General features: G+C 65.8%; 20 protein-coding genes. 9 read left to right on the top strand and 11 right to left on the bottom strand.

All coding sequences use genetic code 11. The features are described from left to right. Positions 1 to 222: 222 nt before the first annotated feature. The 4 genes from EV647_RS40900 (at position 223) to EV647_RS40885 (ending at position 2,948) form a co-directional block, all read left to right on the top strand. The gene (locus tag EV647_RS40900; RefSeq protein WP_134012948.1) at positions 223 to 666 is read left to right on the top strand and encodes a DUF5709 domain-containing protein; all 444 of its coding nucleotides are present in this window, start codon (positions 223 to 225) and stop codon (positions 664 to 666) included. After that, entirely contained in the window at positions 663 to 1,658 is a 996-nt protein-coding gene (locus tag EV647_RS40895; RefSeq protein WP_134012946.1) for a GNAT family N-acetyltransferase, read from the top strand. The genes EV647_RS40900 and EV647_RS40895 overlap by 4 nt, the downstream gene beginning before the upstream one ends. Positions 1,659 to 1,733: 75 nt before the next feature. Next, complete coding sequence (locus EV647_RS40890; RefSeq protein ID WP_134012944.1) at positions 1,734 to 2,507, top strand: SDR family NAD(P)-dependent oxidoreductase; 774 nt, start codon at positions 1,734 to 1,736, stop codon at positions 2,505 to 2,507. A gap of 171 nt (positions 2,508 to 2,678) precedes the next feature. Then, positions 2,679 to 2,948 carry a hypothetical protein gene (locus EV647_RS40885; protein ID WP_134012942.1) on the top strand — a complete coding sequence of 90 codons (270 nt, stop codon included), beginning with the start codon at positions 2,679 to 2,681 and terminating at the stop codon, positions 2,946 to 2,948. Positions 2,949 to 2,983: 35 nt separating this feature from the next. Here EV647_RS40885 and EV647_RS40880 read toward each other — a convergent pair whose 3' ends face one another. From EV647_RS40880 to EV647_RS40855, 6 genes are all read right to left on the bottom strand, one after another. Then, complete coding sequence (locus tag EV647_RS40880) at positions 2,984 to 3,652, bottom strand: sigma-70 family RNA polymerase sigma factor (RefSeq protein WP_202876491.1); 669 nt, start codon at positions 3,650 to 3,652, stop codon at positions 2,984 to 2,986. A 178-nt stretch (positions 3,653 to 3,830) separates the two neighbouring features. Continuing rightward, positions 3,831 to 4,451: an NADPH-dependent F420 reductase gene (locus tag EV647_RS40875; protein ID WP_134012940.1), complete on the bottom strand. Its 621-nt coding sequence runs from the start codon at positions 4,449 to 4,451 to the stop codon at positions 3,831 to 3,833. Positions 4,452 to 4,481: 30 nt separating this feature from the next. After that, complete coding sequence (locus tag EV647_RS40870; RefSeq protein WP_202876490.1) at positions 4,482 to 4,874, bottom strand: hypothetical protein; 393 nt, start codon at positions 4,872 to 4,874, stop codon at positions 4,482 to 4,484. Between the two features lie 74 nt (positions 4,875 to 4,948). Further along, entirely contained in the window at positions 4,949 to 5,497 is a 549-nt protein-coding gene (gene msrA / locus EV647_RS40865) for a peptide-methionine (S)-S-oxide reductase MsrA (RefSeq protein ID WP_134012938.1), read from the bottom strand. Then, positions 5,494 to 5,964: a peptide-methionine (R)-S-oxide reductase MsrB gene (msrB, locus tag EV647_RS40860; RefSeq protein WP_134012936.1), complete on the bottom strand. Its 471-nt coding sequence runs from the start codon at positions 5,962 to 5,964 to the stop codon at positions 5,494 to 5,496. Before msrB ends, msrA begins: the two co-directional genes overlap by 4 nt. 103 nt (positions 5,965 to 6,067) lie before the next feature. Continuing rightward, positions 6,068 to 6,229 (bottom strand): hypothetical protein, encoded by a 162-nt coding sequence (locus tag EV647_RS40855; RefSeq protein ID WP_202871295.1) that lies wholly within the window; start codon positions 6,227 to 6,229, stop codon positions 6,068 to 6,070. Positions 6,230 to 6,532: 303 nt separating this feature from the next. Between EV647_RS40855 and EV647_RS43295 the strand changes: the two genes are divergently transcribed. Then, entirely contained in the window at positions 6,533 to 6,844 is a 312-nt protein-coding gene (locus EV647_RS43295; protein WP_238175772.1) for a hypothetical protein, read from the top strand. A 24-nt stretch (positions 6,845 to 6,868) separates the two neighbouring features. Here EV647_RS43295 and EV647_RS40845 read toward each other — a convergent pair whose 3' ends face one another. The 5 genes from EV647_RS40845 to EV647_RS40825 all read right to left on the bottom strand — a co-directional run bounded on the left by EV647_RS40845 (position 6,869) and on the right by EV647_RS40825 (position 9,374). Further along, positions 6,869 to 7,126 carry a DUF6510 family protein gene (locus EV647_RS40845; RefSeq protein ID WP_134012932.1) on the bottom strand — a complete coding sequence of 86 codons (258 nt, stop codon included), beginning with the start codon at positions 7,124 to 7,126 and terminating at the stop codon, positions 6,869 to 6,871. A gap of 14 nt (positions 7,127 to 7,140) precedes the next feature. Beyond that, positions 7,141 to 7,812 carry a ferredoxin reductase gene (locus EV647_RS40840; protein WP_238177643.1) on the bottom strand — a complete coding sequence of 224 codons (672 nt, stop codon included), beginning with the start codon at positions 7,810 to 7,812 and terminating at the stop codon, positions 7,141 to 7,143. Between the two features lie 47 nt (positions 7,813 to 7,859). Next, entirely contained in the window at positions 7,860 to 8,456 is a 597-nt protein-coding gene (locus EV647_RS40835; protein WP_134012928.1) for a sulfite oxidase-like oxidoreductase, read from the bottom strand. Beyond that, positions 8,456 to 8,953 carry a Dps family protein gene (locus EV647_RS40830; protein WP_166680555.1) on the bottom strand — a complete coding sequence of 166 codons (498 nt, stop codon included), beginning with the start codon at positions 8,951 to 8,953 and terminating at the stop codon, positions 8,456 to 8,458. Before EV647_RS40830 ends, EV647_RS40835 begins: the two co-directional genes overlap by 1 nt. Before the next feature lie 73 nt (positions 8,954 to 9,026). Beyond that, positions 9,027 to 9,374: an MmcQ/YjbR family DNA-binding protein gene (locus EV647_RS40825; protein WP_134012924.1), complete on the bottom strand. Its 348-nt coding sequence runs from the start codon at positions 9,372 to 9,374 to the stop codon at positions 9,027 to 9,029. Between the two features lie 186 nt (positions 9,375 to 9,560). Here EV647_RS40825 and EV647_RS40820 point away from each other — a divergent pair, with 186 nt between their 5' ends. The 4 genes from EV647_RS40820 to EV647_RS40805 all read left to right on the top strand — a co-directional run bounded on the left by EV647_RS40820 (position 9,561) and on the right by EV647_RS40805 (position 12,958). After that, positions 9,561 to 10,100 (top strand): carboxymuconolactone decarboxylase family protein, encoded by a 540-nt coding sequence (locus EV647_RS40820; RefSeq protein WP_134012922.1) that lies wholly within the window; start codon positions 9,561 to 9,563, stop codon positions 10,098 to 10,100. A gap of 36 nt (positions 10,101 to 10,136) precedes the next feature. Further along, positions 10,137 to 10,976: an isocitrate lyase/phosphoenolpyruvate mutase family protein gene (locus tag EV647_RS40815; RefSeq protein WP_202876488.1), complete on the top strand. Its 840-nt coding sequence runs from the start codon at positions 10,137 to 10,139 to the stop codon at positions 10,974 to 10,976. A 1-nt stretch (position 10,977) separates the two neighbouring features. Then, positions 10,978 to 11,625 carry a nitroreductase family protein gene (locus tag EV647_RS40810; RefSeq protein ID WP_134012918.1) on the top strand — a complete coding sequence of 216 codons (648 nt, stop codon included), beginning with the start codon at positions 10,978 to 10,980 and terminating at the stop codon, positions 11,623 to 11,625. A 166-nt stretch (positions 11,626 to 11,791) separates the two neighbouring features. After that, entirely contained in the window at positions 11,792 to 12,958 is a 1,167-nt protein-coding gene (locus EV647_RS40805) for a recombinase family protein (protein ID WP_238177642.1), read from the top strand. Positions 12,959 to 12,976: the final 18 nt, after the last annotated feature.

Below are 12,976 nucleotides of genomic sequence, written 5' to 3'. Positions count from 1 at the left end.
AACGACGAACGAGGCTCCACCATCGCGACAGGATACCCCTGAGTAGCATGGCTCGGCTGAGTGCGGGGTGATGCCGAAGACGGGTGTTGACGCCGACAACGATGGCCCACACAGGCACGGACCGTGCAGCCTGATCCCGGCTTGAGGGTAAGTACCACTGTTCTGGCCGCTACCAACCCCGTGAGAAGCCGGCATGTCGCCGGTCGGGCGGTAGGAGGACGAATGAGTGAGGTCAGTCGGGAGTATTACGGCAGTTACAGCGTGGACGACGAGGACCAGCTGCAGTTCTCCGACACGCTCGACGGGCGTGGAGTCTCCGACCTGCTCGACGAGGGCTACTCACCACCGGAGAAGTGGTCGGCCGGCGAGGGCTTCGGTACGACCGCGGCCGAGGCATTACGCGGTGAGACCTTCGAGCAACGGCTCGCCCAGGAGGAACCGGACATCGATCCGTACGCCGTGCCGTTGGAGGATGTCGACGGCCCGGAGATCGGCCGGAACCGCGCCGGCCGGTTGGTGGCCCCGGACGAGGGTTCGCACTTCGATCTGGAGGAAGAACTCGTGGCCGCCGACGTCGGGATCGACGGAGGTGCCGCGAGCGCCGAGGAAGCCGCGATCCACGTCGTGGACGACGAACCGCTCGAACTCGACGAGATCGACTCATGAGAACACTGGCGAAGATCCCCGGGCCGGACCTGACCGTGGTCGAGAACGACGAGCTGCGAAGGTACGAGTTACTCGCCGCGGGGACGACGGTCGGAACCCTCGACTTCCGGCTCCTGGGCCGGCGGCGCGTCCTGGGGCATACCGAGATCGCGGCCGATCAGCGTGGCCGTGGACTCGGTACGGCACTGATCAAGGCGGCCCTCGACGACCTCGTCACCACGGGCGTCCGGGTCACGAACTACTGTCCCGCGGTCGAGCGTTTCCTTCAGAGCAATCCGGAGTACGCCGTGGTGCTCGATCCGGAGCACCCACCGATGCCGGCGAGCCGGAGGCAGCACGCCCCGCTGCAGCAGCTCGTGCACGTGCAGCACTCCAGACTCAGAGAACTCGCCGCGCGCTCCCAAGATCCGAACCTCGACGGATTCGAACGGCGCCGTACTACCGACCAGTTCGCGGCCGTAGCCGCGCAACACGCCGCGGCCGTCGCCGACGTACTGCTCACCGCCGCCAGGACGTCCTCCGGTAACGACGCCGCAGTTCTGCTCCACAATCTCAAACAGTTCGAGCAGGCGCTGAGGGTACTCAAAGGCAGGGCGTACGGCGACGCGCGCTTCCTGAATCTCAGCTCCGCCGAGACCTGGCAACAAGCCGAACGTCTGCTGACCGAGCACGAATCGACCGAGGCGCGGATCGTGTCCGGCCTCGAGCGGCTCCATGGCGCCGACCAGGCCACTGACATGGCCCGGACCCTGGCGCAACGGCAGTGGAGTTCGCCGACGCGACCGCACCCGAACTCGCCGCACGCCGGTGTCGCCGGACGACTGGCACGTCAGCTGTGGCGCATCGCCGACTCGACCTGGGACGAGCTGGAAGGGCGCGGGCTTCCGACCGAACCGGCGGAGCCCGCGAATCAGCATTCGACCTTCTCCCATTACCTGTTCGGGACCGCCGACGACCCCGATCCAACAGATCAGGATCCCGAGAAGCGGTAAGGCCGGGCCCTCGATCGGCACACAAGTAGGGACAGTCCGGGCTACTCCGGCCCGGTACGGATCGAGGGGAAGCTCATGAGTGGGTACTTCGAAGGCCGCAAGCTCATCGTGGTCGGTGGAAGCAGCGGTATGGGCCGGCAGACCGCAGTGGACGTTGTCGGGCGAGGCGGCAAGGCAGTCATCGTCGGGCGTCAGCGGGACAAGGTCGACGAGACGGTCGCCGAACTCGGCAAGAAGAGCGAAGCCTGGGGCATCACCGCGGACCTGGCCGACCGCAAGCAGGTCGAGGTCGTGCAGGAGCAGCTCGCCGCGGAACACGCCGATGCCACGCTGCTGGTCAACGCGGCCGGCTTCTTCATCCCCGAGGGATTCCTCGACTACAGCCAGGAGGACTACGACGCCTACCTGGAGCTGAGCCGGGCCACGTTCTTCCTCACCCAGACCGTCGTACGGGGAATGAAGGCCGCGGGCTCCGGTGGCGCGATCGTCAACATCGGCAGCATGTGGGCCCACCAGGCGATCGCGGCGACGCCGGCGACCGCGTACTCGATGGCGAAGGCCGGCCTGCATGCGCTGACCCACAATCTGGCCATGGAACTGGCGGCCGACGGCATTCGCGTCAACGCCGTAGCTCCCGCCGTGGTGGCCACGCCCTTGTACGAGGGATTCATCCCGGCCGACAAACTCGAGGAGACCGTGAAGAGCTTCGACGGCTTCCACCCCCTCGGGCGAGTCGGAACCGCCCAGGACATCGCCTCCTCCATTGTCTTCCTCCTCTCCCCGGAGGCCAGCTGGATCACCGGAGCAATCCTGAACGTCGACGGCGGCGTGATGGCAGGGCGCAACTGACGACCGAACCGGACTCAGCACCGCATTGTCGGGATCGTCAAGTAAGAAATCGATCTGTACCGGCGGCCAACTCGTACGAGTGCGGCCGCCGGACCGGTCGGGTGATCTGGATCGATACCGTCGCCGAACGCGCGCTCGATCACATCCGGCTGGAATGAGTCTGGAACGCGCATGACGAGTTTTCAGGATCACGGCGGCCCTGTCGGCAACGATGCGCGCCGCGCGCAACTGGACCTGTTCTGCGACTACCGGACGAACGCCGCCATCTACCCGGCCTGGCAAGCGCGGCTGCGCCGTGACCAGCCCAGAACACTGATCTTCTGGGGGCAGGGCGACATCTTCTTCATCTCCCGGATCCAGTCCGACGCAGGTATGGCGGCCGGTAAAGGCCGAGGCTCGGACCCGACACAGAATCTGCGAAGGCCTCGACTGAACTCGTAGCGTTCCTCGCGTTTCTCCCCGTCCGCCGGGGCTGCTCACGCGATCTGTTGCTCCGCCAGGTAGCCGGCTTCGACCAGAGCGGTCCGCAGCTTGCGGCGGGCGTCGAACATCATCTTGTAGATCGCGTTGTGCGTCGCTCCGAGCTGATCGGCGAGCACGTCCGTGGGCATTCCGTTCAGCACAAGAGCAACGAAGACAACCCGTTGCTTCGCCGTCAGCTTCTCGTCGACGGCGCGATGCACGGCGTTCATCAGATCCCGGCTCTCCGCATGCGACTCAGGTTCGATGCCGAGTCGTGCCGGAAGACGCTCCCAGTCCTCGTCGTCGAACGCGACGCCCGCCCGCTGCCAGAAATGCCGGTTGATCTTCGCGGCTACGTCGAAGATCACGAACTTGTACGCCCACGTGGTGAACTTGCAGTCGCCCCGGAACGTGCCGACCTTCCCGCAGATCGTCAGGAGGGCATCCGCGGCCGCCTGGTGCGCGATGTCGTCCAACTCCGGGCCGGCGAGCCGCAGTCGGGCTGCACGCCGCGCGACCTCCGACCTTGCCGCCCGCAGGAGAACTTCGTACAAGCGACGACTCGCGACTTCACGCTGATCTCCGCACCCGCTCAGGTCGCGGACCCAGACCTGGTTCTCCCCCGCGACCTCTGGAGAGACGACCCGCACCTGCGTCAACGACTCGGAACTCTCTCTCTTCACTGGAATCTCCCGCGACCAACGCACTGTAACAACTACAGGTCCGGCACGTCCGCGCCGACCGATGAACCGATGACATGGACGATACAGTCCATTCGTAGCTCCGTCCAATCATCACAACCGCTAAGCCCAACAGACGAATGCAGGTCCATCTGCCATCGCGGAACTGGTCTATATCGTCCTATTCAATCACAGCGTCATGAGGGAGTCGTAGATCCAGTCCGGCCAACGGACCCCCCGGCTGCTGCAAGGCGCTGCCCGTCGACAGGCTCCCCAGGTCGACCGCGGCGTATCCGATGTCGTCGATGAGGGAGCTGACCGCCGACCGGGCCTCCGCGTCGTCGCCGGACAGGAACATGACCCGCCGCCCGGCCGCGCTCGCGGGCGGCAGTGCGAGTACTGACGCCGGCAACGTGCAGAACGCCTTGACCACCCTGGCCCCAGCGGCGGAAGCCTGGACGACCTCGCTCGAGCTGAGCCCGCCAAGGTCGTGCGGTTGCGGCAGGCGAAGGTGGCTCGCCTGTGCCGTGGCGTCGACGAGGATCCGACCGTGCCACGGCGGCAACTGCTCGAGTAACGGGACGACCATGTGCCACGGAACCGCGAGGACCACGAGGTCCGCGGCCGCGACAGCACTCGTCTCAAGGGCACTCGCCTTCGGGCCGAGGTTTTCCACCACCGAGTCCAGGGTTACCGGACTGCGGCTGTTGCACACTACGACGTGCCGCCCCGAGGCGACGACATGTGCAGCCAGGGCTCGTCCCACCGCACCGGAGCCCACGATGCCGATCGGCGCTGCCATCGATGACCACCTGCCCCTTGGTCGCGGACGCTATTCGTAGTGGCCTTCGAACGTCACGCCATCGTTGAGCCCGGTGAACCTGAGCCCGACGATCCGTGCGCCATCGACCATCCAGCGCAGCGCATAGCAGGCTCGATAGGACGGCGGCCAGAACGAGCAGAACCTGCCCTGGTCGTCGACATACCACTCGCCGGCGCTGTCGCCGCCGCGTTCGGTATAGGTCGTCTTGCCGTCGCTCGCGAAGATCTGAGTTGCTCCGTCGCCGTACACCAACCGGCCGGCAGTCACCGCCTTCGGGATATCGGCAGCCGCAACCGCCGCGCCGTCCTCGGCCTGAATCCCCTGCAATACGTCACTCATCGCGCCCATCGCCTTCCATCCTCGACTTGCCTTCGATGCGTTGGTGGCCACCGACGCACGCATGCTTACTGCGCGAAGAGCACAGCATTGAGGGCGTGCCCATCGCTCAGCGATGGACACGCCCTCGGGTCAGACACTCAGGCGGTGGCGCGGCGTGGAAGGACCCAGTTCGGACGTGCGAAGTGGCAGGTATACCCGGCCGGGTACTTGATCAGGTAGTCCTGGTGCTCGGGCTCGGCCTCCCAGAACGGGCCCGCGGGCTCGATCGTCGTCACCGCCTTGCCCGGCCACAGGCCCGACGCGTCGACGTCGGCGATCGTGTCGCGGGCCACCTTCTCCTGCTCCGGCGTGAGCGGAAAGATCGCCGAACGGTAGCTGGTGCCGATGTCGTTGCCCTGCCGGTTCACCGTCGACGGGTCGTGGATCTGGAAGAAGAACGCCAGGATGTCGCGGTACGTCGTCCGCGCCGGGTCGAAAACGATCTCGACGGCTTCGGCGTGCCCGGGATGGTTGCGGTACGTCGCGTGATCGTTCTGGCCGCCGGTGTACCCGACACGCGTGTCGAGCACGCCGGGCTGCCGGCGAATGAGGTCCTCCATACCCCAGAAACACCCGCCGGCGAGAACCGCGGTCTCGATGCCCGGCCTGCGGGTGATCTCGCCGCTGTCCTGAATTCCGCTGGTCATGATGCGCGCTCCTGCGTACTGGTGGCCTCGAACAGTGACCGGTACTCGCCGTACCCCTGCGCCTCGAGCTCTGCGACCGGGACGAAGCGCAGCGCGGCGGAGTTCATGCAGTACCGCTGACCGCCGGCGTTGACCGGACCGTCGTCGAACACGTGGCCGAGGTGGCTGCCGGCGCCGGTGGACAGGGCCTCCGTGCGGATCATCCCGTACGACCTGTCGGTCTCCGTACGGACGGCATCCGCCGAGATCGGCCTGGTGAAGCTCGGCCACCCGGTGCCGCTGTCGTACTTGTCGGTCGACGAGAACAGCGGCTGTCCGGAGACAACATCCACGTAGATCCCGGCCTCGTGGTTGTCCCAGTACTCGTTCCGGAACGCAGGCTCGGTGCCGCCTTCCTGAGTGACGCGGAACTGATGGTCGGTGAGGCGGCTGAGCGCCTCCGAAGTCTTCCGGTAGTCGTGAGACACGATTTCTCCTTGTCTGACGCCGCTGGCTGCGCCGTCACCATGTACAACACCATGGGCGATCGATTTGGTCCCGAGTTCCGCAGGAGCCACCGTGACCGCGATCTCAGTCCGGAGGAAGTTCAGCTTCCTGTACGGCGGCCAGCAGTCCGTCGACATCCTCCGCACAGGCTTCACAGGCGGCCAGGTGCGCGGCCACGCCCGGATAGTGCTGGGCGGCGTCGACACCTGCCGCAAGCAGCTCGGCGTACAGGTGCATGACAGCCATCGCCTCATCGCACCCCACGTCACGCGGGTCAGTCGCCAGAAACCGCTCGATCCTCTCCCGCGACCCAGTCATGACCTTTCACCTCTATCCATCTGTGACCAGCAGCCCATTCTGATAACCGTTAGTGGTCGTGCGGCTCGGAATCTTACGCCCTGCACCGAACTCGACCTGCGTGGTAAGACGTCGAGGGTGTGGTGCCGCCGACACATGTGAACAGAAAGTTCGGTGTAAGCGACAGCTGGATACAAGGAAGTGCCGGCTGAGGGCAATTGTGGTGACGGACGAGAGTGCGGGGACGGGGGGATGACGCTGGCCGAGCGTCCCCGGCCGACGCCGGCGATCAACGACGTGGTCGTCGAGATCCACGCCTCGGGCTACGTTCCGACCGAGCTGACGTGGCCGTCGACCTGGACCGATCGCGCCGACCGCAACCGGACACCGTCGGTCCCGGGGCACGAGCTGGCCTGGTGGATCAGTTTCGGCCGCCAGGCCCGCAGTGGTCAGCTCGAGTGCAGGAACCTCATGATCGCCTGCGGCAGGTGCATGGCCATCTCGTCTGCGGTCGGGTCGGGCGGGGTCTGGATCGTCATCTGGCACCTTCCAGGTCGGGGGTGAAGAGCAGATTGTCGTAAGTCAGGACTACGCCAACGGGAGGATCGGGTGCGTCATTCCCGGCGCATCGAGGCAGTACATGCCGCGCCGTTCACTGAGCATCAGCAAGATCGTGTCGCAGTCCCTGCACCGAGCCACCGTGCCAGGCCCGGACGCGTACACCGCCATCTCGGCCACCACACCGGTCTTCCCGCAACCGGTGCACTGGTATCCCATGGTCGTCAGGTCTCGCGCGAAGAGATCATGCATGACGCCCGCTATCGCGTTGCCGTCGAGAGGTTGCATTGTCCTCACCCTTCTCACCCTCCTGTCCCGCCGAAGCGTTCGGTCCGGATCCGTCCCGGGTCATGCCCCAAAGCAACCATGCCTGCAGCCGCGGTCTCGACAAACGCCGTTGGCCCGCAGATATAGGTGAGCGGCTCGTCCTTGGCTGACCATCCGGTGGTGGCCAGGAGTGCCGGGTCGATGCGTCCGCGGTAGCCACGCCAGTCGTCCGGAGCCTCGCGAGTCAAGGTGACCGAGACATCGACCAGGTCGTCGGCAGCCAGCTTGATGAGTTCCTCACGGTAGATCAACAACTCCAGCGACCGCGCCGAGCACAGCAGGCGAACAGGCACCCGGCTGCCGCTCGCGCGGTGATGCCTCAGCATCGACCGAAAGGGCACCAGTCCTGATCCGCCGGCGACCAGGAACAACGGTCCACCGAGTTCGTTGTCCCAGGCAAAGTATCCGCCGACCGGGCCCCGCAACTCGATTTCGTCGCCTGGCCGCAATTCGTCCACCAGGTACGGCGACACCTCACCGTCGTCGAGTCGCTCCACTGTGAGCGACACGTACGCGTCCTCAGGCGCCGACCCGATCGAATAGCTTCGCTCCGTCTGATACCCGTCGGGTGCCGTCAGCCGTACGTCGACGTGCTGGCCGGCGCGGTGCCCGGGCCAATCCTGGATGGCAACGGCGATGGTCGTCACCCGCGGAGTCTCGACGGTCTTCGAGACCACCGTCCCGGTCTGCCACGTCAGTCGCCTTGGTAGCGCTGCTCTTTCCACGGGTCTCCATAGTTGTGATAGCCGAACATCTCCCAGAACCCGGGCTGATCCGCTTGGCGTAGTTCCAGGCCACGGATCCATTTCGCGCTCTTCCAGAAGTACAGGTGCGGTACGAGAAGGCGTGCCGGCCCACCGTGTTCCGGGTCGAGCGGCTGTCCGTCGTACTCGTCGACGACCCAAGCCTTTCCACCCCGCAGGTCCGCCAGTGGGAGGTTGGTCGTGTAGCCGCCGTCGCAGAACGCCAACGCATGGGACGCCTGGGTCGGCGCCGCATCGAGCAAGGTGTCGAGCGAGACGCCCGACCAGGTCGTGTCCAGCTTCGTCCACTTCGTCACACAATGGATGTCGACGGTGATGTTCTCGTGCGGCAACGCCCGGAACGCCTGCCACGACCAGGAGACCGGCCGGTTCACGAGTCCACGGACCGTGAAGTCCCACGTGTCCAGTGGCGTGTACGGAGTCGGCCCGGCCGACAACACCGGAAAGTCCCGGGTCACGTACTGCCCAGGCGGAACCCGCGCCGAGTCCGTAGGACGCCGCCCGACGAACCCTCTGCTGACAGCCATCAGGCCTTCTCACCGAGCTGCGCACGCAGCATCCACTGGTGCTTCTCGAGCATCCCGACAACCCTGACCAGTACGTCCTGCGTGACCAGGTCCGCCGCACCGACCGATCCCAGCCGCTCACGAATCCGCTCGGAGACGGCCGCGACCCGCCGACCCAGCTCCCAGACGACCGCATGATCAGCCAGCGACCGCACCGCGACAGGCTCGACACGCGACCCCGCCGCAACCGCCGAACTCTGCCCGTCAGGAACGACTCCCAACGTCATCGCACGTTCAGCAACAACGTCCGCTAGCTCGCGCCAGTCCCCGACCAGCTCGTCGAGGAACACATGCACACCATGCGCAGCCGCCCCCACCACACTCCAGTGCAACTGCTTGCCGATGAGCGACAGATCGATCAGGTCCTGCAGCACGACCTGCAGCTCCCCACCGACTGCCGCCCGCTCGTTCGGATTGTCCAGCGGCGGCAACTGCACCGAGTTCGCAACAGATTCCATAGACATACCTCCCCAGTGTCACGACCACCACCGGACCTTTCCTCGGCAGCCGGACAATCCTCCTCGGGAGCCGTCAGAACCCAGCCGGGCGCTCGCCCGCCACGAGCTGGTAGGAGTCGGTGACGAGCTGCTTCACCAGTTTCTCGTCGACCGTGTCCCCGCCTTCCACAGTGATCCAGTGCTTCTTGTTCATGTGATAGCCGGGGGTGATGTCCGCGTACTGCTCACGGAGGGCCACAGCCTTGTCCGGATCAGCTTTCAGGATCATGACAGGGCGCCCCGGCAAGTCCGTCATGAGCATGAAGACCTTGCCGCGGACCTTGTATAGATCCCAGTTGGGGTCGAGACGATGCTCCACGTCGGCCCCGGGCAGGTTCACGGCGAGGTCGTTTGCGATCCCCTGCAGCTCCAGCGTGTCCACGGCGATCAACTCCGTTCTCGATACGAATGGCCAGGAATCGTAGGCGTCCTCCTTTGGTGGCGAGATCGGTGTGGATCTTTCGGCTACCCGGAGAGAAGCGGATTGGCCGGCCGTGCGGCGGTAAGAACCAGCGCGGGCCAGACACCAACCACTCGCACCACCCACCCCATCGGAGGCTGATTCGCTGTGTCACGACTGACTACCCCCTCTCTGGACGACGTCCCTGCTGGCGCGCGGCAGATCCTGGACGAGGTTGCTGCGCAGCTCGGATTCGTCCCGGACATGTTCCGGACGATCGCGTCGAACCCGACCGTCCTAGAGGCCGTCACGAGCTTGCAAGGCACGATGAGCCGCGTTCTGGACGCCCGGACCCGGCACAGCATCGCTCTGGCCGTTTCTCAAGCCAACGAGTGCAATTACTGCCTGGCCATACACACGTACACGTCGTCCGAGTTCGGCGGTATGTCGAGCGAAGACATCGACCTCGCCCGCGCCGGGAACGCCGTTGATCCCAAGCGCGCCGCGGCGGCTCGCTTCGCTCGACAGGTCGTCGAGAGTCGCGGACAGGTCAGCGACGCCGACCTCGCAGTTGTCCGGGACGCCGGGTACAGCGACCCAGAGATCCTGGCGATCGTCACGGTCGCGGTGCAGGCCCTGCTCACCAACTTCATCAACAACGTCAATCAGACCGACGTCGACATCCCCGCCGTCAACGCGGCCGGCTGACGCGACATGCCCGGATCCGAACTGTATGAGCAATTCATGGCACTGCACAGCCGCGACGGTGGCCTCGTCATGCCGAACGCCTGGGACGGACTGTCGGCGTTACTGCTGGCCGACGCCGGCTTCGAGGCGATCGCGACGTCGTCCGTAGCGCTCGCCGCCACCCTCGGCAGGCCCGACGGACGGCACCAGATCACCCGCGACGATCATCTCGAGCACGCCGGACTGCTCGGCCGGCTGACCGGGCTGCCCGTCAACGGCGATTTCGAGGACGGGTACGGCGAGACTCCCGAGGATGTCGCGGCGACGGTCGAAGCCGCGGTCGAGTACGGCCTGGCCGGCATCGGGATCGAGGACACCTCGGGCAACCCCGGCCGACCGATCCGGGACTTCGACGAAGCCGTCGAACGCGTACGTAGCGCCGTCGACGCGGCCAAGGGACGGATCGTCGTCACCGGCCGAACTGACAACTTCATCCAGGGCCGGCCCGATCTCGACGACACGATCCGGCGCCTGACAGCCTTCGCCGAGGAGGGCGCGGATGTGCTGTACGCCCCGTACCCACCTGACCTCGACGCGCTCGACAAGATCATCACCGCGGTCGCGCCGACACCGGTGAACGTACTCGTGTCACCGTCGGACAAGGTCCTGTCCGTCGCCGACCTGCAGAAGGCCGGGGTCAAACGGATCAGCCTGGGTCCGTGGCTGTACGTCCACGCGATGGGGGCACTCGAAGAAGCCACCAAGGCTCTCGTCGCGGGCGACCTGGCCTCGGCCGCGACCGGCATCAGTTTCGAGCGCGTCGGCGAACTACTTGCCCGCGGCAAGAACCAGACGAAAACCAAACCAGCCATTGATCGCAAGAAGGAAGCAGATTGACATGGATCTCGACAAGCTCATGGGCAAGCATCTCACCAGGTACTTCGACCCTAGTAGGACGATCCCAGAAGAAACTCTTCAGCAGCTGTTGAAGTTCCTGCGCTCGACGCCCACGTCGACCAACATTCAGCCGAACCACTTCTACGTGCTCGCCACGGACGAAGGCAAGCAGCGGCTGGCGGACAACCTGGGCGCACGCTTCCAGGACAACGCCGAGAAGATCCTGAACTCCTCGCACACCATCATCGTCACCACCCGGGCAGACCTGCCCGAGAGCCACGTCGAGGCGGTCTTCACCAAAGAGCGAGCCGACGGCCGGTTCCCCGACCAGGGAAAGCAGGAGCTGTGGGAGTCGATGACCCGCGACTTCCTCAGCCTGCGCAACTACGGCTACAAGGACGTGAACCACTGGATGGAGAAACAGACCTACATGGTTGTGGGTCTGACCATGATGGCCGCTGCCGAACTCGGCGTCGAAGCCACACCGCTCGAGGGGTTCGACCCGACCAGCGTCGACAAGGCATTCAAGATCCGGGAAACCGGGCATGCCACGACCGTACTGCTGGCACTCGGCTACCCCGACCCCGCGAAGCAGTACACCAACCCGATCTCGCGCTTCGACGCCGACCAGCTGTTCACCTTCGTCTGACCACCGGCAGGATCGGAACGGCTGCATGCCACCGCGCTGAGGTTCCCCTGGTCACCAACCTCGCTGAACGAGACGCGCACCGACGGACATCACAGCGTGCGGACGTGAACAACCGCGTATCTGTGGCGTCGCCGGTGACACAGCGGGACGGCTGGACACTGACCAGATGGACAAGCAGGCCATTCGTCAGAGAGGCACGGCTCGGTGGAAGACTCTCCCCGGTGATGACCCCGGTCCGCCGGGACAGAACTCTCCAGATGGCGTTCCTGTCGGCAGCCAGAGCCTGGCGCAACTCACCAGAGCGACCGCCGGCCGCCCTATCGCTCGATCCGACCCGCTCGGCGTCATCGGCGGCGGCATGCTGCTCGGCTACGCCGGGGTCTCGACCCGGGAACAGAACCTGCACCGCCAGCTCGACGCGCTTACCGCGGCCGGCTGCGACCGGATCTGGCAGGAGAAGCTCAGCGGCAAGAACGCCGACCGGCCCGAGCTGCAGGACTGCCTCGCGTTCGCGCGACCCAACGACGTCGTCACCGTCACCGAGCTGTGGCGCCTCGGCCGCAACTTCCAGGACCTGATCCAAATCGTCAGCGGGCTCCATCAGCGCGAGATCGGCTTCAAGTCGTTGCACGAGGCCCTCGACACCACCACCCCGGGCGGCCGGATGATCTTCCACGTCTTCGCCGCGCTCGGCGAGTTCATCCGGGAGATGATCGTCCAGGGCACCCGCGAAGGTCTCGACGCAGCCAACGCTCGCGGCACCAGACTCGGCCGACCGCCGGCGATGACACCGGAGCAGGTCCAGCATGCACGCGATCTGCTCGGCAACCCCGACAACACCGTGTCCTCGATCGCCCGGCTGCTCGGCGTCAGCCGCGCCACCATCTACAAGTACGTCCCCGCGCTCCGCTCCCCCGCCGTACCGGGTGCATCCGCTCCGCTTGAGCTATCCACGGCCGCGGACGATCGCGGTACGGCGGATCGGCCGTTGCCGATGCCGCGCCCGCCACGTGAGGACGCGTGCCCGACCTGCGGATACCGCCCCTCAAGCAAGCACGAGCTCAAGCTGCACCGCGAGAGCCTCGAAACCCTCTGGCTCCTCCCCGACCCGGACCAGTCCGCCACAGCGGTCGTGGAGCGCTGGCACTGCGAACGCTGCCAGCCCCACCAGGCCCACATCATCATGTGCGGTCTGTGCAGCTCGATGGTGGTGCTCGGCAACGAACTCGCAGTCGGCGGCCTGACGCAGACCCCACGTGCCGCCGTACGGTGGCTCGTTGGACATGGCTGGACTCAAGCGAACACCCAGTGGATCTGTGGAGACCACTCCTAGAGTGTTGACGAGGATGAT

It is taken from the genome of Kribbella sp. VKM Ac-2566 (assembly GCF_004366005.1).
In the GTDB taxonomy this organism is placed as follows: Bacteria; Actinomycetota; Actinomycetes; order Propionibacteriales; family Kribbellaceae; genus Kribbella; species Kribbella pratensis.
This window is presented reverse-complemented; position numbering and strand designations above follow the sequence as displayed.